At 62.7% G+C, this 20,462-nt stretch carries 20 protein-coding genes; 8 read left to right on the top strand and 12 right to left on the bottom strand.

The window, feature by feature from the left end:
* Position 1: 1 nt before the first annotated feature.
* The 3 genes from FHT69_RS26795 to FHT69_RS26785 all read right to left on the bottom strand — a co-directional run bounded on the left by FHT69_RS26795 (position 2) and on the right by FHT69_RS26785 (position 3,883).
* Complete coding sequence (locus FHT69_RS26795; RefSeq protein WP_132575512.1) at positions 2-631, bottom strand: aminotransferase class IV family protein; 630 nt, start codon at positions 629-631, stop codon at positions 2-4.
* Entirely contained in the window at positions 628-1,734 is a 1,107-nt protein-coding gene (locus FHT69_RS26790) for an aminodeoxychorismate synthase component I (RefSeq protein ID WP_210304352.1), read from the bottom strand. Before FHT69_RS26790 ends, FHT69_RS26795 begins: the two co-directional genes overlap by 4 nt.
* Positions 1,735-2,029: 295 nt before the next feature.
* The gene (locus FHT69_RS26785) at positions 2,030-3,883 is read right to left on the bottom strand and encodes a M3 family oligoendopeptidase (protein WP_097543095.1); all 1,854 of its coding nucleotides are present in this window, start codon (positions 3,881-3,883) and stop codon (positions 2,030-2,032) included.
* A gap of 311 nt (positions 3,884-4,194) precedes the next feature.
* Here FHT69_RS26785 and FHT69_RS26780 point away from each other — a divergent pair, with 311 nt between their 5' ends.
* On the top strand, positions 4,195-5,742 hold the full coding sequence (locus FHT69_RS26780; protein WP_183906191.1) for a sigma-54-dependent transcriptional regulator: 1,548 nt from the start codon (positions 4,195-4,197) through the stop codon (positions 5,740-5,742).
* Between the two features lie 178 nt (positions 5,743-5,920).
* Complete coding sequence (locus tag FHT69_RS26775; protein WP_183906190.1) at positions 5,921-7,777, top strand: DUF882 domain-containing protein; 1,857 nt, start codon at positions 5,921-5,923, stop codon at positions 7,775-7,777.
* Between the two features lie 166 nt (positions 7,778-7,943).
* Here FHT69_RS26775 and FHT69_RS26770 read toward each other — a convergent pair whose 3' ends face one another.
* From FHT69_RS26770 to FHT69_RS26760, 3 genes are all read right to left on the bottom strand, one after another.
* On the bottom strand, positions 7,944-8,207 hold the full coding sequence (locus tag FHT69_RS26770; protein ID WP_008533181.1) for a DUF2312 domain-containing protein: 264 nt from the start codon (positions 8,205-8,207) through the stop codon (positions 7,944-7,946).
* Between the two features lie 91 nt (positions 8,208-8,298).
* The gene (locus FHT69_RS26765) at positions 8,299-8,604 is read right to left on the bottom strand and encodes a DUF1244 domain-containing protein (RefSeq protein ID WP_028755995.1); all 306 of its coding nucleotides are present in this window, start codon (positions 8,602-8,604) and stop codon (positions 8,299-8,301) included.
* 15 nt (positions 8,605-8,619) lie between these two features.
* Positions 8,620-9,408, bottom strand: a complete 789-nt coding sequence (locus FHT69_RS26760; protein ID WP_183906235.1) for an N-formylglutamate amidohydrolase — start codon at positions 9,406-9,408, stop codon at positions 8,620-8,622.
* A gap of 202 nt (positions 9,409-9,610) precedes the next feature.
* On the opposite strand from FHT69_RS26760, the gene FHT69_RS26755 reads away from it, so the two are divergent.
* From FHT69_RS26755 to FHT69_RS26745, 3 genes are all read left to right on the top strand, one after another.
* Positions 9,611-10,096: a DUF1036 domain-containing protein gene (locus tag FHT69_RS26755; RefSeq protein WP_017967841.1), complete on the top strand. Its 486-nt coding sequence runs from the start codon at positions 9,611-9,613 to the stop codon at positions 10,094-10,096.
* A complete protein-coding gene (pyk, locus tag FHT69_RS26750) occupies positions 10,096-11,535 on the top strand; it encodes a pyruvate kinase (RefSeq protein WP_028755993.1) in 1,440 nt (479 codons plus the stop codon). The genes FHT69_RS26755 and pyk overlap by 1 nt, the downstream gene beginning before the upstream one ends.
* Before the next feature lie 139 nt (positions 11,536-11,674).
* Positions 11,675-12,310: a LysE family translocator gene (locus FHT69_RS26745; RefSeq protein ID WP_183906189.1), complete on the top strand. Its 636-nt coding sequence runs from the start codon at positions 11,675-11,677 to the stop codon at positions 12,308-12,310.
* Between the two features lie 2 nt (positions 12,311-12,312).
* Here the strand turns inward: FHT69_RS26745 and FHT69_RS26740 are convergent, their stop codons facing one another.
* The 3 genes from FHT69_RS26740 to FHT69_RS26730 are packed head-to-tail and all read right to left on the bottom strand — an operon-like array spanning position 12,313 to position 13,687.
* Positions 12,313-12,870, bottom strand: coding sequence for a DUF4865 family protein (locus FHT69_RS26740; protein ID WP_047616422.1), 558 nt, complete (start codon positions 12,868-12,870; stop codon positions 12,313-12,315).
* Positions 12,867-13,271, bottom strand: coding sequence for a cupin domain-containing protein (locus FHT69_RS26735; RefSeq protein WP_047616424.1), 405 nt, complete (start codon positions 13,269-13,271; stop codon positions 12,867-12,869). Before FHT69_RS26735 ends, FHT69_RS26740 begins: the two co-directional genes overlap by 4 nt.
* Positions 13,268-13,687 carry a tautomerase family protein gene (locus FHT69_RS26730; RefSeq protein ID WP_028755989.1) on the bottom strand — a complete coding sequence of 140 codons (420 nt, stop codon included), beginning with the start codon at positions 13,685-13,687 and terminating at the stop codon, positions 13,268-13,270. Before FHT69_RS26730 ends, FHT69_RS26735 begins: the two co-directional genes overlap by 4 nt.
* A 117-nt stretch (positions 13,688-13,804) precedes the next feature.
* Here FHT69_RS26730 and FHT69_RS26725 point away from each other — a divergent pair, with 117 nt between their 5' ends.
* Positions 13,805-14,701 carry a LysR substrate-binding domain-containing protein gene (locus FHT69_RS26725; RefSeq protein ID WP_047616427.1) on the top strand — a complete coding sequence of 299 codons (897 nt, stop codon included), beginning with the start codon at positions 13,805-13,807 and terminating at the stop codon, positions 14,699-14,701.
* A gap of 230 nt (positions 14,702-14,931) precedes the next feature.
* Positions 14,932-15,738: a phytanoyl-CoA dioxygenase family protein gene (locus FHT69_RS26720; RefSeq protein ID WP_047616428.1), complete on the top strand. Its 807-nt coding sequence runs from the start codon at positions 14,932-14,934 to the stop codon at positions 15,736-15,738.
* A 93-nt stretch (positions 15,739-15,831) separates the two neighbouring features.
* On the opposite strand, the gene FHT69_RS26715 is transcribed toward FHT69_RS26720, so the two are convergent.
* The 3 genes from FHT69_RS26715 to FHT69_RS26705 all read right to left on the bottom strand — a co-directional run bounded on the left by FHT69_RS26715 (position 15,832) and on the right by FHT69_RS26705 (position 19,625).
* Positions 15,832-16,806: a threonine/serine dehydratase gene (locus FHT69_RS26715; protein ID WP_047616430.1), complete on the bottom strand. Its 975-nt coding sequence runs from the start codon at positions 16,804-16,806 to the stop codon at positions 15,832-15,834.
* Positions 16,807-16,960: 154 nt separating this feature from the next.
* The gene (ggt, locus tag FHT69_RS26710) at positions 16,961-18,697 is read right to left on the bottom strand and encodes a gamma-glutamyltransferase (protein WP_183906188.1); all 1,737 of its coding nucleotides are present in this window, start codon (positions 18,695-18,697) and stop codon (positions 16,961-16,963) included.
* 73 nt (positions 18,698-18,770) lie between these two features.
* The gene (locus FHT69_RS26705) at positions 18,771-19,625 is read right to left on the bottom strand and encodes a helix-turn-helix transcriptional regulator (protein WP_183906187.1); all 855 of its coding nucleotides are present in this window, start codon (positions 19,623-19,625) and stop codon (positions 18,771-18,773) included.
* 116 nt (positions 19,626-19,741) lie between these two features.
* Here FHT69_RS26705 and FHT69_RS26700 point away from each other — a divergent pair, with 116 nt between their 5' ends.
* Complete coding sequence (locus tag FHT69_RS26700) at positions 19,742-20,458, top strand: SDR family oxidoreductase (protein ID WP_183906186.1); 717 nt, start codon at positions 19,742-19,744, stop codon at positions 20,456-20,458.
* Positions 20,459-20,462 lie beyond the last annotated feature (4 nt).

Below are 20,462 nucleotides of genomic sequence, written 5' to 3'. Positions count from 1 at the left end.
GTCAGTGCCTCAGAAGGTTTGCGCGGATCAGGCCACGCAGCGAGTTGCCGATATAAAGCGTGCCGGCATCGAGATCGGCAAGCGTGAGGCGGCCGACGCGGGCCTTGCGCTGGCAGATGAGTTCGGTGCGCAGCACGCCGGCGAGCAGGCCGCAGGAGATGGGCGGGGTGCGCAGAATGCCGCTCCCGTCGTCGAGGAAGATCGAGGTGATGGTGCCCTCGCAGACTTCGTCGTGCTCGTTCAACAGGATGACTTCATCGGCCTCATCAGGCCCATATTCGGCGCGGGCTCTCTCGTAGACGGCACGGCGCGTGGTCTTGACCCGCAGCAGCCTGTCGGCGGAATCCAGACGGGTCTCGGCGAGGCGGACGATCCAGGTGGTATCGGGCGCCAGTGGCACGAAAGCGGCGCTCGTCACCTCGATGCGGCCTTGCGCGTCGAAGGTCAGGCGGATGCGCAGCGGACCGGTAGCGCCTGCAACGGCTTGGTCGAGCTTGGCCGCCGCGTCGACCGGTTGCGGGAAGCCGAGGCGACGGGCGGAGCGGGAAAGCCGGGCGAGATGCAACTGCCGCCGGATGAAGCCCTCGCCCGGCTGCCAGCGCAGCGTCTCGATCAACGAAAAATCGATCATCGTGCAATCCATTGATCGCCGACAGCGAAGCGGGCCTTGAGCAGGCATTCCTCATATTCGGCCTCGGCGGTCGAATCGAAGACGATGCCGCCGCCGACATTGAAGACGGCCCTGCCGCCCTCAAAAAGCGTGATGGTGCGGATGGCGACGGAAAAACGCATGGCGCCGGCGGGCGAGATCATGCCGATTGCGCCGCAATAGGCGTCGCGCGGGGCATCCTCGAGCGCATGGAGAATTTCCATTGCCCGCATCTTCGGCGCGCCGGTGATCGAGCCGCAGGGAAAAAGCGCGGAAAAGATGTCGCGGATCGAAAGATCGGGGCGGAGCCTTGCCTGCACATGGCTCACCATCTGGTGGACGGTCGGATAAGTCTCGATGTCGAAAAGCTTCGGGACGTCGAGCGTGCCGACTTCGGTGATGCGGGAGATATCGTTGCGCAGGAGATCGACGATCATGCGGTTTTCCGCCTGCGTCTTGATATCGCGGCGCATGGCCTCGATGATTTCGGCATCCTCGGCGGCGGTGGCGCCGCGTTTCGCCGTACCCTTCATCGGATGGGTCTCGATCCAGCCCTGTTCGTCGGTGCGGAAGAAAAGCTCGGGCGATCGCGAGAGGATGACCGGACCGCCGAGATCAACCAGCGCGCCGTATTTGACCGGCTGGCGTTCGATCAGCGACCAGAAGGCGGCACGGGGATCGCCGTTCCAGCGGGCTTCGACCGGCATGGTAAGGTTCGCCTGATAGGCGTCGCCGAGCCGCAGATGTTGGTGGAGTCGGTCGAAGCGCTCTTTATATATATCGAAATCCCAGGCAGCTTTCGGAGCAGTGAGGAATTCCTCGTTTTCGAGACGCTGTTTGGGCTGGGCAAGCGGATGCGCATCCGGCTGCGGCGCATCGAAGACGCCGAAGCAAAGCAGCGGTGTTTCGCGGTGTTCCCCAGCGAAGGGGGCGAGTTTCTCCTCAAAGAAGTATCCGACCTCGTAGGCCATATAGCCGGCAAGCCATTTGCCCTCGGCCTTGGCCTGCTCCATCCGGGCAAGGCCCGCAAATAACTCGGCGCACGTGCTGGCAACGATGATCTCGGCCGGTTCGGCGAAAAGCATCACCTGCCCGGTCGTGTCGTCGCGGAAGAGGATGTAGGGTTGGTCAGCCACGCGCCGCTTTCAATTTGTTCTGCTCCTCATTGCTCAAAATCCAATGGGAGCGTGAGGCATTTTTCCGCTTCTCCCCACGGGGGAGAAGATGCCCAAAGGGCAGATGAGGGGGCGGAGCGGAGCGACGTCCTGAGCACATGCGAAGGAGAGGTTCAGCCGTGTCGCCCCCCATCCGCCTGCCGGCACCTTCTCCCCGAGGGGAGAAGAGACCCGTTGCTGCCCTTCCGCCTTTGGAGAAGAGATCTCAGCCTCTATCCAACGCTTCCAACTCGTCGATCAGCCCTTCGATCATCGACAGGCCCTGGCTCCAGAACGACGGATCGGTGGCGTCGAGGCCGAAAGGCTTCAGCAATTCCGAGTGATGCTTGGTGCCGCCGGCCCTCAGCAGTTCGAAATACTTCTCCTGGAAGCCTTTCTCGGCCTTCTGGTAGACGGCATAGAGCGAATTCACCAGGCAATCGCCAAAGGCATAGGCGTAGACATAGAAGGGCGAGTGGATGAAGTGGGGGATATAGGCCCAGTAGGTCTCGTAACCCTCCGAAATGTTGATCGCCGGCCCGAGGCTTTCCGACTGGACGGAGAGCCAGAGTTCACCGATGTCGTCGGCTGTCAGTTCGCCTGATTTGCGGGCGGTGTGGAGCTTGCGCTCGAATTCGTAGAAGGCGATCTGGCGCACGACCGTGTTGATCATGTCCTCGACCTTCTGGGCGAGCATCGCCTTGCGCTCGCGCGTGTCGGTGGTCTTTTGCAGAAGCGCGCGGAAGGTCAGCATCTCGCCGAAGACGGACGCGGTTTCGGCAAGCGTCAGCGGCGTCTGGCACATCAGCGCCCCTTGCGCACCGGCGAGAACCTGGTGCACGCCGTGCCCGAGTTCATGGGCAAGCGTCATTACGTCGCGCGGCTTGCCCATATAATTGACGAGCACATAGGGATGGGCCGAGGGAACCGTCGGATGGGCGAAGGCGCCTGGCGCCTTGCCGGGACGGACCGGGGCGTCGATCCATTGTTCGTCGAAGAAGCGCTTGGCGATGGCAGCCATCTCCGGGGCGAAATTGCTGTAGGCCGAAAGCACCGTGTCCTTTGCCTCCGGCCAGGAGATGATGGCGCTGGAGGTTTCCGGCAGCGGCGCGTTGCGATCCCAGAAATTCATCTGCTCCATGCCGAGCCATTTCGCCTTCATCTTGTAATAGCGATGCGAAAGGCGGGGATAGGCTTCACGGACGGCCGCGGCCAGCGCATCGACGACCTCGCGCTCCACCCGGTTTGCCAGGTGGCGACTGTCGGCGATGTCTTCGAAGCCGCGCCAGCGATCGGCGATCTCCTTGTCCTTGGCAAGCGTGTTGGTGATCAGCGTGAAAGTGCGGATATTCGCCTTGAAGGTTTCGGCGAGCGCCATGGCCGCTTTGCGGCGGGCTTCAGGGTCCTTTTCCTGCAGCCTGTTCAGCGCCACTTCGAGCGGTACTTTCTCGCCATCGATGTCGTAGCGAAGCTCCGCCATGGTTTCGTCGAAGAGGCGGTTGAAGGCGGCGGCCGATGTCATCGACTTCTCGAGGAAGAGCTGTTCCAGCCTGTCGTCGAGCTGGTAGGGCTTGTCCTTCCTGAGATCGAGCAGCCAAGGGCGATAGTGTCCGGCGGCGGGATCATTCGCCATGCAGGCGTCGACCACCGCGTCGTCGATGCGGTTCAGCTCCAGCGCGAAAAACAGGAGGTGGCCGGAAAATTCGGTGATCTTGGCCTGCACATCGCCGTAGAGCTTGCCGTTTGCCGGGTTGGTGGTGTCGGAGAAATAGGTGAGGCCGGCAAAGGAGCCGAGGCGGCCGATGATATCGTCAAGCGCCTCATATTCCTTCAGCGCCGCGCCGATGCCCTCGGCACCGGTCTTCGTCGCGGCCTCAGCGAGTTTGCCCTTCCATTTTTCTTCAAAGGCGATTGCCGCCTTGCCGGCCTTTTCCATGTCGGCGACGAAAGCGGTGGAGGTGGCGGAAGGGTAGAGATCCTGCAGCTTCCAGACCGGCAGATCGCCAAGCGCCGGATCGGCGGCCCCAGCTGGCGCTGCTGCCGACAATAGAAGGCTGGCGTGCGGGAGCTTGATTTTCATGGGTGCAATTCCTCTCCACTTTCATAACAGGTCTGATTGTCTAGCGCATCGGCCCGAAAATCGGAATCGATTTTCGGAAAGCACGATGCGCAGGTTCAAAGTGTTACAGCGTCCTTTGCGCGTCTGAAAAGACGCGCAGCGCTGTAAGCGTGAGAAGCCCCCGCATCAAGGGACTTTCGGCGCATGAAAGGCGTCGCTTCGGCACGAAAATGACCCGTTCCAATCGTTAAAATGCAATTGTTTCTCAAAACTGGATGTTCAAGCCTTTCTGTCAGAGTGCGCTTTATGGTTTCGCATGAAGTGAGGCGACAATGACCGGTTACAATGAGCTCAAGGGAGCAGGGCAAATCCTCGTGGTCGAGGACGACCCGGTGCAGCGCCGCCTGCTCAAGAACGCAATCGAGCGTCACGGCCATGTCGTGCACCAGGCGGAGAACGGCCGTATCGGCCTGGAAATGGTCAAACGCGACGGCGGCCTTTTCAACGTCATCGTGCTCGACCTGATGATGCCGGAGATGACCGGCCTCGAATTCCTCGACGCGCTTCACGAGTTCGGCACGCAGATCCCGGTCATCGTGCAGACGGGTCAGGGCGGCATCGAAACGGTGGTGCAGGCGATGCGCGCCGGCGCCTTCGATTTCGTCGTCAAGCCGGTCTCGCCCGAACGCATCGCCACGTCGATCTCGAACGCGATGAAACTCGACCAGCGCGAGGTGAAGGCGCGGGCCGGACGCCGGTCGCGCTCAGGCTCGGTCGGCTTCGACGACATCGTATCGGCAAGCCCGGCGATGATCCGCGTCATCGATCTAGCCCAGCGGGCGGCCCAATCCAACATTCCCGTCGTGCTCGAAGGCGAATCCGGCGTCGGCAAGGAACTGGTGGCGCGCGCCATCCAGTCCGGCGGCGACCGCTCGAACAAGCCCTTCGTCACCGTCAATTGCGGGGCGATCCCGCATAATCTCGTCGAGAGTATTCTCTTCGGTCACGAGAAGGGCGCGTTTACCGGCGCGACCGAACGCCATATCGGCAAATTCATGGAAGCCGACGGCGGCACCATTTTCCTCGACGAGATCGGCGACCTGCCGCTCGAAGTCCAGGTGAAGCTCTTGCGCGCCGTGCAGCAGGGCGAAATCGAGACCGTCGGTGCGCGCACCGCGCACAAGGTCAATGTCCGCCTGATCTCGGCGACCAACAAGGATCTGATCGAGGAGGTCAAGAACGGCCATTTCCGCGAGGATCTCTACTATCGCCTCAATGTCTTCCCGATCACCATTCCGGCGCTGCGCAAACGCAAGGAAGATATTCCGAATCTGGTGCGTGTCTTTGCCGATCGCTTCTCCAGCGAACAGAAGAGCGGCCGCCGCATGACGGTGAACTCAGGCGCGCTGGCGCTGCTGACCGCCTATGACTGGCCGGGCAATATCCGCCAGCTCGAAAACGCGATCTTCAGGGCCGTCGTCCTGGCCGAAGGGCCGGAGCTGACCGAGGCGGACTTCCCGCAGATCGCCGCCCAGCTTCCGGAATACGAGGTGGTGGATCACCTGGCGCTGGTTGCCGACAATACCGGCCTCGATCCCGACGATAGCTATGGTGAGGAGTTCCGGGCGGCGATATCGGGGGAGGTGCACCACCACCGCCTGTCCGAAGCCTCGGAAAACGCGATCGCCAGCGTCAATCCCGCCGGAGATGTGCGCAAGCTTGCCGATGTCGAGGAAGAACTCATCCGATTCGCACTCAAATTCTATCGCGGACAGATGAGTCAAGTGGCACGGAAGCTCGGCATTGGCCGATCCACACTTTATCGCAAGCTCAAGGATTACGGTATCGATCCCGATAATCCCCAGAAAGATGCGGCTTAAGCGCTTTTTGTTAAGACTAAGGCAACCACGATTTGTTACCGGTCATAAACCACTTGTTAGTGGCTCGTTCACTATGTAAAGAAAAGGTTGATCATGTGTGGCATTTTTGCCATCGTGTGACCGCATTTGACAGTCATCTGAGACAGTACGGGACATTGTCTGTCTGACGGGGATCGAGTTGCCGAATCTGAATGGGAATTCTAAGCCTTCGCGCTTGAGCTGGCGTTCGTTGGGCGCCAACATTTGCGGAAAGGCAATAAGGACGGTAGCGGCCGCCCTTCTTGCGCTTGCGGTTTCCTCACCGGTATTCGTTGGTACACCTTCGCAGGCAGCGGGCGACACCCGCAGCCTGAAGCTCTATTTCATTCATACCGGCGAAAAAGCCGTCATCACCTACAAGCGCAACGGCAAGTTCGACCCCAAGGGTCTGGAGCAGCTGAACCGCTTCCTGCGCGACTGGCGCAAGAACCAGCCGACGAAGATGGACCCGCGCCTGTTCGACCTGATCTGGGAAGTCTATCGCCAGAGCGGTTCGAGGGACTATATCAACGTCGTCTGCGGTTTCCGTTCGCCGGGAACCAACGAGATGCTGCGCGGCCGCTCGCGCAATTCCGGGGTCGCCGAAAAGAGCCAGCATATGCTCGGCAAGGCGATGGATTTCTTCATTCCCGACGTCAAGCTGGCGACGCTGCGCGCCATCGGCATGAAGATGCAGGTCGGTGGCGTTGGTTTCTATCCGAAGTCGGGCTCGCCCTTCGTGCACATGGATGTCGGTGGTGTTCGCGCCTGGCCGCGCATGAGCCGCGACGAGCTGGTCCGGCTCTTCCCCAACGGCAATACCATTCATATTCCGGCTGACGGCAAGCCGCTACCGGGCTACCAGCAGGCGATGGCCGACTATAAGCGCCGCGCCAGCGGCACGCAGATAGAGATCGCCAGCGCTTCCGAATCGGCGCCAAAACATAAGACGCTGTTTGCCGCGCTGTTTGGCGGCGGAGCGGACGAGCAGGAAGACGAGTCGGATGATTCGACGCCTGTTGCCGTCGCCAAGGCGACGCCGCCGAAGGCGGAGCCCGCCCCGGCTGAGCCCGCTCCGGTCGAGCCGCAGCAGACCGAAGTCGCCGATCTGAACGCGCCCGTGCCGCAGGTTCGCCCCGCATTCAGCGGTCAGCCGGCCGGCAGCGAAGTGGCGAGCGCGCTCGTCGCACCGCCTTCGGGTAATGCCGCACAGCAGGCTCTTGCGGCGGCCCTTCCGGCCGACCAGGCGCCGCCGCAGCAATTCGCCGATCTCAGCGCCTACAGCATTCCGGTTCCCTCGCTTCTCGGCCCGCGCCGCGCGCCCGGCGACGCCGAGGTCGCGTCCGTCGATCCTAGCGTGCTGACGGGTGCGAACGGATTGCCGGTTCCGACGCCGATCGAACGCCCCTCCGTTGCCGAGAACCTGCTTGCCGCCGCCGATGCCGATCCGGAAGCAGATGCCGACGAAGCCGATCAGGACGCGCTGTCTCCTGCCGTCGCCGATGCGCTCGAGCAGCAGCGGAATGAGGGTGAAAGCGAGATCGCGTCGAAGGGGCCGGTCACGGTGGAGCAGGCGATCAACGCCGCGATGACGCAAAAGCCGGCTGCAAAGCCGCCGCTCGAGCTTGCAGCTTTGGCGCCGATGACCAAGTCGGCAAGCTTCGGCGATGGTTTCGACGAGCCGGCCGCCGAAAGCGCCGTGGCACAGGGCCTTCCCACCAAGGGTGGTCGCCCGACGCACAAGGAAGCCGCAGCAGCGGATGCCAGCCGCACGACGGTGCGCACCGAGCCGAAGCTGACGGAAAAGATGATTTCGCAGTGGGCGCTTACCAACGCTCGGCTCGAAATGGCTTCCAAGCAGGTCAAGGCGCCGCGTTTCGTCAGCCAGACGATGCGCGCCCAGCCGACCGCCGTCTACGCCGAGGGCTTCAATATCAAGACCGCCTCGGTCGACCCGGCCCGCTTCAGCGGCACGGCTGTGAACTTCATGGAAGTGCGCAAGTTCAACACGAATTGAGCCGGCCAATCACGGAAATATCGAAAAACCGCCGGAGCGATCCGGCGGTTTTTCTTTTGGCTGCTTCGATCGGGCAAGATGGCCGTTTGGCCAAGCGGATTCTACGCAAAAGAAAAGCCGCCGGGCGAAGGCCCGGCGGCTTGGTCGACATCAGTATGCCGGCGGATCAGCCTTCCGGCGGCGCCTCGATCATCCCGAGCGCGTGCAGATAGGTGTCGAGGATTGCTTCCTCTTCCATGCGCTCCTGCTCGTCCTTCTTGCGCAGCGCCACGACCTTCTTCAGGATCTTGGTGTCGAAGCCCATTCCCTTGGCTTCGCCATAGACGTCCTTGATATCGTCGGCGATGGTCTTCTTTTCTTCTTCCAGCCGTTCAATGCGCTCGATGAAAGCGCGAAGCTGATCGCGGGCGACGCCATGAGCATCAGACATCGTGTTCTCCTGATTTTCCGGTGATTAATTTTGGATGCACGTGACTGCCGCGAAGCGGCGTCACGGTCAAGCCTGTTCGGGGCAAGCCGGGCTATTTGTGTGGGTTGTTCAGTTCAAAAGCAGCCTTTTGCACAGGCGAGGCCTCGTTCTGGTGAAGATTCTTCCAGTCTTCATAGGGCATGCCATAGACCATCTCGCGCGATTCGTCCCTGGTAACGGCGACACCTTCGGCCTCGGCGGCTTCGCGATACCAGTTCGACAGGCAGTTGCGGCAGAAGCCGGCCAGATTCATCAGATCGATGTTCTGAACGTCGCTGCGTTCACGAAGATGTGCGACGAGGCGGCGGAAGGCGGCGGCCTCGAATTCGGTCTGCTGTTCCTTGCTGAGCGTGGTCATTTCGCTCTCCTTCGTTCAATAGGGACCGGTGCGTGAGAGGTGGACGTCGTATCCGTGCAAGGCGGGATCGGCATTCATCGCCGCAAAGATCGGCGCCAGGCGTCCGGCCCATGCCGATATGCCGGCGTCGTCTCCCATCAGATCCTGGCGCACCTCGAGCAGCGCGTGCGGAATGCCCGTAATCATGCAGTGGCGGTACATGGTATCGCCCTTCAGCGCCCCGTCATAGGGTTCGTTGTCACCGACCACGAGATCGGGATCGGCGCGCAGCATGTCAAGCAGCGGGCCGACGGCGCGATGATCGCTGTCCCAGAGTACGGCGGCGTGCCAGGGGCGGGGAGTACCTTTCCAGGCCGGGGTGAAGGAGTGCAGCGACAGCACCAGCGGAGCCCGGCCGGTGGCATTCGCCACGCTGTCGATCGTTGCGGCCACGGCATCGTGATAGGGGCGATGGAAGGTTTCGATGCGGTGGTCCCACTCTTCCTGGGTGATCGGATGGTTGCCGGATATGACGGCGCCGTCTGATATTTTCATGATCAGCGTCGGATCGTCCTCGCCGCGGTTCGGGTCGATCAGCAGGCGCGAGAAGCCGCCGAGCACGGCGGGCACGCCGAGTCTTGCCGAAAGCTGCCGCGTCAGGCCCTCGATGCCGATGTCATAGGCGATGTGGCGGGCAAAAGCCGCGTCGGGCAGTCCGAGCCGGCCATATCGCGCGGGGAGGCGGTTCATCGCGTGATCTGCGAGGATCACCATGCCTTTGTCATGTTTGCCGGATAGGATTTCGAAGGATTGGAAGTCGTCCATCAGGGAATTGCCGTTCGTCATTGCGCCGTCGGGCGCAGTGATCGCATGCACCTGCGGCGGGTTCAAGCGCGGCAGGTGGGGAGAGGTCGAGCCGCACCCTCGACAGGCGGTATATGAAAGGAAATATAATCGATTAGCATTGCGTTGACTTTCGCTTGACGGCGGCGCAAGAAGACACGGATACGAATAACCGTGGAGCTATTTGGGAGCCGTGTTGATCCAAGCCGCGCCAAGTTTCCTCACGCGGTCCGGGCCGCTGGTCCGTCTCGCTCTGTTCGCTCTTGCAGCTGCCATGCCGTTTTTTATCGCAGATGCCGCACGCGCCGATTTTCGCGTCTGCAACGGAACACAGAATCTCGTCGGCGTCGCCATCGGATACCGGGCCAAGGATGGCTGGGTGACGGAGGGCTGGTGGCAGGTGCCGGCAACGACCTGCGCTACGTTGATCGAGGGAGAATTGCAGTCGCGCTATTATTACCTCTACGCAGAGGACGCCGCCCGGGGGGGACGATGGACGGGTGACGTGCAGATGTGCGTGGCGGAAAACGAATTCAAGATCACGGGTGTGCAGGATTGTTATGCCCGCGGTTACCAGAAAATGGGATTCAAGGAATATGATACGGGCCGCCAGGGTAGCTGGATGGTTCAGCTCTCCGACACCCCAGGGACGCAAGAAAGCCAGAATTGATGAAGCGCAATCGCAAAATTAAAATCCTCGCCACCCTCGGGCCAGCCTCCTCCGAGGAATCGATGATCGAGAAGCTGCACCAGGCCGGTGCGGATGTCTTCCGCATCAATATGAGCCATGCGAGCCACGACCTGATGCGTACGCTCATCCAGCGCATCCGCTCGGTCGAGGCGCGCTCCGGCCGGCCGATCGGCATTCTCGCCGACCTGCAGGGGCCGAAACTGCGCGTCGGCAAGTTCGTCGACAGCAAGGTGGACCTGAAGCCCGGCCAGACCTTCACGCTCGACAACAACGAAGCGCTTGGCGATCAGAACCGCGTCTATCTGCCGCATCCGGAGATCCTGGAATCGGTGCAGCCCGGCCACCGCCTGCTGATCGACGACGGCAAGCTCGCTCTGCGCGCAGAAAAATGCGACGGCAAGAGCATCGTCACGACAGTTATTTCGGGCACGCGCATTTCCGACCGCAAGGGCGTCAGCCTTCCCGACACGCTGCTCGGCGTCGGCGCATTGACGGATAAGGACCGCGCCGACCTCGACGCCGTGCTCGCCACCGACGATGTCGACTGGGTGGCACTGTCCTTCGTCCAGCGTCCGGACGACCTTGCCGAAGTGCGCAAGATCGCCCGCGGCCGTGTCGGCCTGATGTCGAAGATCGAGAAGCCGCAAGCTCTCGAACGCATCGAGGAAATCATCGAGCTTTCCGACGCGTTGATGGTCGCCCGCGGCGATCTCGGCGTCGAAATGCCGCTCGAATCGGTTCCCGGCATCCAGAAGCAGTTGATCCGCGCCTGCCGCCGTTCGGGCAAGCCGGTGGTCGTCGCCACCCAGATGCTGGAATCGATGATCTCGGCGCCGGTGCCGACGCGCGCTGAAGTTTCCGACGTCGCGACCGCCGTCTTCGAAGGTGCGGATGCCGTCATGCTTTCGGCCGAATCGGCCTCGGGCGACTACCCCGTCGAAGCCGTTTCGACGATGGCGTCGATTGCCACCGCCATCGAGCGCGAGCCGCATTATCCCGGCATCATCTATGCTCAGCGAGCCCAGCCGGAAGCGACCGGCGCCGACGCGATCTCGCTTGCCGCCCGCCAAATCGCCGAGACGCTGAAACTGTCGGCAATCGTCTGCTACACCTCGTCGGGCACGACAGGCCTTCGCGCTTCGCGCGAGCGTCCGCAGGTGCCGATCCTGGCGCTGTCGCCGATCATCAAGACGGCGCGCCGGCTTGCCATCGTCTGGGGCCTGCATTGCGTCGTCACCCATGATGCGACCGATCTTGACGACATGGTCAATCGTGCCTGCCGCATCGTCGCCGACGAAGGTTTCGGCAAGCCGGGCGATCGCATCATCATCTCGGCCGGCGTGCCGCTCGGCACGCCCGGCGCCACCAATATGATCCGCATTGCCTATATCGGCTCCGACGGCCAGAGCGGCGTCTGATCCGATCGTGTCCCTTCGAAAGCCCGCTGCCTCAAGAGGCGGCGGGCTTTTTCGTTGAAGGGCCGGCATTGCCAAGGTTGGCGACACGTGCAAATTTCGAACCTAGCGCTGGAATTGCTCCAGGTTCGGAGGGATCATCATGGATATCGTCACGCTTCTGGCTTTTGCAGCTGTTTCCTTCGTCGGCATCGCGACGCCGGGGCCGACGGTGCTGCTGGCATTGACCAACGGTTCGAGGCACGGCCTGCGCCGGGCGATTGCCGGCATGATCGGCGCGGTGCTGTCCGATTTCGTGCTGATCGGCGCCGTCGCGATCGGGCTCGGTGCGCTGCTGGCGGCATCGGAATTCTGGTTCTCGATGCTGAAATGGGCGGGTGCTGCCTATCTCACCTTTCTCGGTATCATACTGCTGCGCTCGAAGGGCACGATCGACGCGGCGTTGAAGTCCGGGGCGCCTGCGGGTGCGACATCGCCCTTCTCGATCGGACTGAAAAGCTTCATGGTCGCGGCGACCAATCCGAAGGGCTATCTGTTCTTCTCGGCCTTCCTGCCGCAGTTCATCGATCCGGCCCTGCCGCAGGCAACGCAATATGCGCTGCTTGCGCTGGTCTTTGCCGCACTCGATTTCCTCATCATGTTCGGCTACGCCTTCTTCGGCTCGCAAGCGGTGCGTTTCCTGAAAACCTCAGGCGCCATGTGGCTGGAGCGAGCCTGTGGTGGTGCGCTGCTGGCGCTTGCCGGTTCGCTGGCCTTCTACCGCCGGGCAACTGTCTGAGTTCAGGATCGGGCCAGGGATAGATGGCCGACGCGATAGGCCTGCGTTTGCTCGTCAATCTCGGGAATCTCTCGCCAGAGCCTGAAGCGCACCCGTGTCCAGTTCGTCGGTTCGAAGGCGGAGACCGAGGCGAGCGCGCCGGCTGTCGCAACGTCGGCTGCAGCCTCTGCGCTTTCGGCGCGGCGGATATCGGCGAGCAGCGCGTAAGGCTCCATCCGCAGGATATCGCGTGTGGCGAACCTGGCTGAGGCGATATCGGACGAGATTTCTGCCTGCCAGACGATCCAGGTCCTCACCTGCGGCCAGCCGAAGGCGCTGGTGAGAGCCTCGAACCCGGGGCCGCAGAGGAAGTCGCTTGCTCCTTCCGGCTTCTGCCAGAGATAGAAGGGCGCGTAGAGATTGTCGCGGCTGCCGAACTCCCCCTTGCGAGCGCTGAGATAGGCTTTGAAACCGAGATTGGGAAAGCCGTCGAGCAGCGGACCCTTGTCGCGGATGCGGCGATCGATGATCGACATGTCGTAATCGGCGGGCAGGGTGAAGGCGTATTGCATGGCGATCATGACCGTCTCTCCACCGGTTGCAGCCATTCGACGACGCTGCCGTTTTCCGTGGGCTGGACGCTGATATAGCTGAAGGGGCTGTCATCGGCGGCGCCATGCCAGTGACGCTCGCCGGGCGCAAACCAGACGGCATCGCCGGCACGCAATGCTTCGATCGGGCCGCCGTCGTTCTGCGCCAACCCATGACCTGAGAGCACATAGAGCAATTGACCCCTGGGATGGGTGTGCCAACGGGTGATGGTGCCGGGATCGAGCGTCGCCCGCATCGCGGTGTTCTCGCCATCGGCGCTGCCTTCGAGCAGCATCTCGACCCAGAAGGGCGCCGTCGCGACGCCCTCTGGCGAGCGGACCGCCTTGCCGGAGCGTCTAACAGTCATGATCTTCGGGTTCGAAACGCTCATTGCCGGCCTCCGACCGCACGCAGCCGCCAGTCGGGGTCGGTCATCTGGGCGATGCCGTCGCCGAAGGACCAGTCTTCCGGGGCGCTGGTGCTGATGACGATCATCACATCCTCGGGCCGAAGGCCCGGCGATTGCGCCAGGAGTTCGGCGAGCCGCCGATAGAGCGCCGCCTTCATCTCGGCCGTGCGAGGCCTGCCGATCGTGATGGAGATGTAGACGAAATCGGCGGAGCGCGGGCCGGAGAGGTAGGTGCGGTCGAAGATCAGCTCGTTCTCGTCATGCTGGTGTATAGTCTGGAAACGGTCGTTTTCGGGCACGTCGAAGGTCTCGACCAGTGCACGCTGGATGCTGTCGGCTAGCGCCGTGAGATAGTCCGGCGACTTGCCTTTGCGAAGAGAAATGCGAACGAAGGGCATCGGGATCTCCATGGTTAGGGCCGTCTGTCGGCCTTGACAGCAGAACCATCGCACGGCACGATGATACTGAAAATCAGAATTTTATGGATTAATGATCCTGAAAAATAGGATTATAAGATGCGGCGGACGACCTTCGATCTCGATGTGCTTCGAACCTTTTCGACCGGCATGGAGCTCGGTAATTTCGCCAAGGCGGCCGAGCGGCTCGGGCGGTCGACCTCGGCAGTGAGCGCGCAGCTGAAGAAGCTGGAGGAACAGGCGGGCACGCCGATCTTCCGCAAGGCCGGGCGCGGGCTGGCGCTGACCGATGCCGGCGAGACGATGCTCGGCTATGCCAGGCGGCTGCTGGAACTCAACGACGAGGCGGCTGCGGCTGTTCACAGCGTCGAGCTGGAGGGCTGGGTGCGGCTCGGCCTGCAGGAGGACTTCGGCGAAAGCCTGTTGCCGGAGGTGCTCGGCCGCTTCGCGCGTGCCCATCCGAAGGTTCGCATCGAAGCGCGGGTGGTGCGCAATGCCGAGCTGCTCGAGCGTGTCACATCAGGCAAGCTTGATCTGGCGCTTGCCTGGAGCGATGGCACGCTGACCGCCCATTGCGAGCGGATCGGCGAGGTGCCGATGCGCTGGATCGGACCTGCCGAGGGGCCGCCGGGCTGGCAGGCCGCAAGTGGTGAGCCGATGCCGCTTGCCTCGCTGGAGGCGCCGTGCCTGTTGCGGAGCGCAGCAACCAGGGCGCTTGATGCGGCGGGCATTTCCTGGCGGCTCGCTTTCGTCAGCCCCAGCCTGGGCGGTCTCTGGGCCGCGACGGCGGCAGGCCTCGGTCTCACCATCCGCACGCCGATCGGTCTGCCGGCGAAGGTGCGGCCGCTGGCGCCCGAGACGGTCGGCCTGCCCGATTTGCCGAAGCTCGGTCTGATCCTGCACCGGGCGGAAGCCGAGCCGCAGCCGGCGGCGGCACGCCTTGCCGAGCTCGTACTGCAGTCGGTGCATGGTGCGTTGCGCGAGGTGCTGGCCTGACATCTCCGCATTGACCCTTCGAGCGCGAGCCTGTAGCTTCGCACCGCTATGAAGACGATCACCCTCAATATCGCGACAATCTTCTTCTTGAGCCTCTAAAGGCTCTGCCTTCGGGCATCAGAAGATGCGGCTACTGACCAGCCTTCGCGGCTGGCTCGTTGCCGTTGTTGTAACCACCCTGCGTCTGGCCAAGGAAAGAGCCGGCAGGTTTGGCGATAGAGAGAGCTTTCATGACATCAGCTGTTTACCCGCCGGCGCTGAGCGCTGCGCAGATCGAGCAATTCATCGAAGACGGCTTCATCAGGATCGACGACGCTTTTCCCCGCGCATTGGCCGAGGAAGCTCGTGCCATCATGTGGCGCGATATTCCCTTCGATGCCGATGATCCAAGCACGTGGACGCAGCCCGTCGTGTGGCTTGCCGGTTATGGCGGCGGACCGTTCGAGAAAGCCGTCAATACGCCGGTATTGCATCTGGCCTTCGACCAGCTCGTCGGCAAGGGACGCTGGCAACCACGCGATGGGCTTGGCAGCTTCCCGGTCCGCTTTCCCCATCCCGATGATCCCGGCGATGCGGGCTGGCATGTCGACCTCAGCTTCCCCGGCGAGGATGGCGATCCGAACGAGCAAAGGGACTTTTCGGCATGGCGGGTGAACATCACCTCGCGCGGGCGGGCGTTGCTGATGCTCTTCCTGTTTTCGGATGTCGGGGAGGAGGATGCGCCGACCCGTATCCGCGTCGGTTCGCACAAGGATATCGCCCGCCTTCTGGCGCCGGCGGGCGAAGCGGGAATGGCGCATCTCTGGTTGGAACATGTCGGCGAAGAGCGACCGCTGGCCCTGGCGACAGGGCCGGCGGGCACGGTCTATCTCTGCCATCCGTTCCTGATCCATGCTGCGCAGATGCATCGCGGCGGGGAGCCGCGTTTCATGGCGCAGCCCGGCCTTGCGCCTTGCGAACCGCTTCGCCTCGAACGGCAGGACGGCGCCTATTCGCCGGTCGAAATCGCAATCCGCGGGGCGCTTCGGGAGCATTAGCAGAGACGGGATGCATCCGGCCGCGCAAACCGGCTGCATGACATCTGCAGTTTCCATCTCCAGGCGGGCGGCTGGCGGTCGCCCGCGCGCTATCTAGCCGAAGCGTTCGAGCGCCATGGCGAAGATATCAGCGTCGACGTTGCCACCTGAGGTGACGGCGACGACCGTGTCGCTTTCCAGCGCCTCGCCATGGAAGAGAGCGGCAGCCAGCGCCACGGCGCCGCCGGGCTCGACGACGATCTTCAGCCGTGTGAAGGCGAGCGCCATGGCGCGCAGCGCTTCCTCGTCGGTGACGACGATGCCGGCGCCGGCGAGACGCTTGAGGATCGGGAAGGTGATGTTGCCGGGCTGCGGCGTGACGATCGCATCGCAGATCGAGCCTGATACCGAGGCGTTGCGTTCGATCCTGCCGGAGGCGAGCGAGCGGGTGGTGTCGTCGAAATCCTTCGGCTCGCAAGGGCGGACGCGGAAGCCGGGGGCACTGGCTTCCAGGGCGAGCGCGATTCCGGAGGTCAATCCGCCGCCGCCGCAGGGAACGAGAACTTCGGCTGATGTCACGCCTTCCTCTTCGGCCTGTTCGGAGATTTCGAGACCGGTCGTGCCCTGGCCGGCAATGACAAGCGGTTCGTCGAAGGGTTTGATCAGCGTCAGGCCGCGCTCGGCCGAAAGTTTCGCGCCGATCTCGTCGCGGTCCTCGTTGACGCGGTCGTAAAGGACGACTTCGGCGCCGAAGGCGCGGGTGTTCGCGATCTTCAGCTTCGGCGCATCACTCGGCATGATGATGACGGAGGGGACGTTGTGCAGCTTGGCCGCAAGCGCAACACCCTGGGCGTGGTTGCCGGAGGAGAAGGCGATGACGCCCTTCGAGCGCACCGCCGGATCGAGCCCGGAGACCGCCGACCAGCCGCCGCGAAACTTGAACGAACCGGTATGCTGCAGGCATTCCGCCTTCACGAACAGACGCCGGCCGGCGATCTCGTTGAGGAAGGGGGAAGAGAGAAGCGGCGTGCGTCTGATATGACCGCGCAGGCGGGCGCGGGCTGCGACAATCATTTCAATGCTGGCCATGCGGGAATCTTTCTGCTTGCGGGTTCGCTCATGCATAGGGCGCGGCCAGCCAATTGTGAACGGCGACTTTGTCACGGTGACATGAATATGGCGATGCTGCCTTTGCGGCTCTTGGAGCCGCATCGTGCCTGGTCGATCAGGCGATCCGCCGTCGTCAGTAACCGTTCGCCGACCCCTCCGCCGCGCGGCTGTCCATGGCGCCGTTATACCGGGCGCCGCCACCCTTTTCGATGGCGGCAAGGCTTTTGCCGCCGACGAGGATGCCCGCGGCTTGGCCCCATTGTGGCGCGTCATTGCCGCCATCGAAACTGTAGCCCATGGCGGCGAGCGTCTTTTCGGTATCGGGCGAAAGCGCATAGGGTTCGAGATAGATCTTGTCGGGCTGCCATTGATGGTGCACACGCGGAGCATTGACCGCCTGGCTGATATCCATGCCGAAATCAACGACGTTGAGGATCGCTTCCAGCGTGATGGTGATGATGCGCGAGCCGCCGGGGCTGCCGATCACCATGAAGGGTTTGCCGTCCCGGGTCACGATCGTCGGGCTCATCGAGGAGAGCGGCGTCTTCTTCGGGGCGATGGCATTGGCCTCGCCCTGCACCAGTCCGTAGAGGTTCGGCACGCCTGTTTTGGAGGTGAAATCGTCCATCTCGTTGTTGAGCAGGACGCCGGTGCCCGGCGCCACGACGGCGGCGCCGAAGGAGCCGTTCAGCGTATAGGTGACGGCAACCGCGTTGCCCTCGTCGTCGATGATCGAATAATGCGTCGTCTCGGTGCTTTCCTTGCCGCCGAGCGGTTTGAGGTTCGCCGAGGTGCCGGCCTTGTACGGATCGATCTTGGCGGCGATTTCCAAGGCATACTTCTTGTCGAGCAGTTTCGTGACCGGGTTTTCGACGAAATCGGGATCACCGAGTGCGGCATTGCGGTCGACATAGGCATAGCGCATCGCCTCGACCATGATGTGTACGGTTTCGGCCGAATTGTAGCCGAGATAGGAGAGCGGATAGCCTTCGAGAACATTGAGGATCTCGCAGATGATCACGCCGCCGGAGGAGGGCGGCGGCGAGGAGATGATGTCGTAGCCGCGGTAATTGCACTCGATCGGCTTCAACTCGCGCACGGCATATTGCTCGAAATCCTCCTTGGCGAGAATGCCGCCCTGGGCTTGGCTCGCCTTGACGATCGCTTCGGCGGGCGCGGCCTTGTAGAAGGCGTCGGGACCTTTTTCGGAGATGCCGGCCAGGACGGCGGCAAGGTCCGGCTGCAGGAGTTTCTCACCCGATGCATAGGGCTTGCCGTCGGGTTTCAGGAAGATCTTCGCTGCCGCCTCGTCCTTGGCGAGGCGTTTGGCGCTGCCGGCGAAACTTGCAGCGTCGCCCTGTTCCAGCGTGAAGCCCTCTTTGGCGAAACGGAGTGCCGGCGCGATCAGATCCTGGCGCGATTTCGTGCCGTATTTTTCGCGTGCGGTCTCCAATCCCATGACGGAGCCGGGTACGCCGACGGCGAGATAACCGTCGAGGCTGGCGCGCGGCACGATATCGCCCTTGGCATCGAGATACATGGTCTTCGTTGCGGCAAGCGGCGCGCGTTCGCGGAAATCGAGGAAGGTCTTCGTACCGTCTTTCAGGCGGATGGTCATGAAACCGCCGCCGCCAAGATTGCCGGCCGAGGGATAGACGACCGCCAGGGCATAACCGACGGCGACCGCCGCATCGACGGCGTTGCCGCCGCTCTTCAGCACCTCGACGCCGACATCGGTCGCCAAATGCTGGGCGGTGACGACCATGCCGTGCTCGGCTTCGACTGGTGCGGGCGAGGCGGCGAAAGCCGAGGTCAGGCCCAGCGACAATGCTGATATGACGGAGATCGTCCCGATATGCAGGCGGCCCATGATTTCCCTCCTATGGACAATGATGGAAAACATATGGGGCTGCGGCAGTTCGCGGCAATGCAAGGGATCAGCTTTAGGTGAGAAGCTCGGCGAGTTTTCTGTTGGTCTCGTCGTCATCGAGGGGCGTATAGACGATGAGCTTCATCTCCGGCCGGTTCGTCAGTGTCAGCCCGGTATGCTCGAAGGACATGCGGCCCTTGACGGGATGGTCGATACGCTTGATGCCGGACAGCGGGCTGATGACCTCGTGGCGCTGCCACCAGTCGCGAAATTCGTCGCTTGCCTCTTTCAGCAGTGCGATCAGCCGTTCAAAATCCGGATCACCGGCATAACGCGCGCTGTCGGCGCGGAACGTCGCCAGCGAGACGCGGGCAACCGATTCCCAATCGACGAGCAGCCGGCGATGCGCGGGGTCCGCGAAGAGACGGTGCATGATGTTGCGTTCGTCGCGGTCGAGCGTGTCATAACCGCCGAAAAGCACGTCGGCGGCACGGTTCCAGGCAAGCACGTCCCATCGACGGCCGAGCACATAAGCCGGCTGGTGGGTCAGATTGGCGAGCATGCGCTGCAGCGGTTCGTCGACGCATTCGGGAGCAGACGACGTTGGTTGTGGCGCCTGGCGATTGTTGAGGGTGAAGAGGTGCCGGCGCTCGGCCTCGTCGAGGCGCAGCGCATCGGCAAGGGCGTTGAGGACCTGCACGGAAGGCCTGATGTCGCGGCCCTGTTCCAGCCATGTGTACCAAGTGGTGCCGACGCCGGCGAGCATGGCGAGTTCCTCGCGCCTCAGACCCGGCGTGCGCCGTCGAAATCCCTCCGGCAGGCCGACCTCGGAGGGCGTCAGCCGCTCGCGGCGGGAACGCAGGAAGGCCGCGAATTCGCGGCGGCGGGCTTCGAATGTGTCGGCTCTATGGTCCATGGCAGTAATCATATCAGTATCGATACCAGGATAAAACTGGAACTGGTTGCCGTTTCCAGGCCACGCATGATGCCGGTGTCGCAGGTGCTTGAAGCGCCTGCAGCCCGATCAATTCAAGGAGCAGCATCATGTCTTTGCAGCATGTGGTCGTCATCGGAGGTTCTTCCGGCATCGGCCTCGCCACGGCGACATTACTTTTGAAACAAGGATATAGGGTCACTATTGCAGGCCGTGACGGCGAAAAACTCGCGGCGGTCAAGGCTTCGCTCGATGGTAATCTGCGCAGCCTGGTGCTCGATGCGACGCAGCTTTCCACGCTCGGGGAGGCTTTTGGCGGGATCGGCGCGTTCGACCATCTGGTGCTGGCGATGGGCAGCGGCCATGGCGCCGGACCTTTTGCATCGCTCGATATGGCGGATCTGCTTGCCGGGTTCCAGACCAAGCTCATTCCGCATGCCGCGGTAACCCAGGCGGCGTTGCCGCTGTTGCAGCCGGGCGGCAGCATCACTTTCGTTTCGGCGGTCAGCGCGCAGGCCGCGATGCCCGGTACGGTTGGGCTTGCTGCCGTCAATGCCGGCATCGAGGCGATGGTGCCGGTGCTGGCGGCCGAGTTGAAGCCGTTGCGTGTCAACGGCGTTTCCCCTGGGGTCGTCGATACGCCTTGGTGGAGTTTCCTGCCGCCTGAGCAGCGCGGCAGCGTCTTTGCGGATTTCGCAGGCCGCACGCCGGTCGGCCGTGTCGGCAGGCCGGAGGATATTGCGGAGGCGATCGCCTTCCTGGTCGGAAACACCTTCATGAGCGGCCATATCATCACCTGCGATGGCGGCGTGCGTCTTGGCGCCTGAGGCA

The organism is Rhizobium sp. BK008, assembly GCF_014197345.1.
GTDB lineage: Bacteria > Pseudomonadota > Alphaproteobacteria > Rhizobiales > Rhizobiaceae > Rhizobium > Rhizobium anhuiense.
The sequence above is the reverse complement of the archived record's forward strand: the minus strand, read 5'-3'. Positions and strand labels throughout refer to the sequence as shown.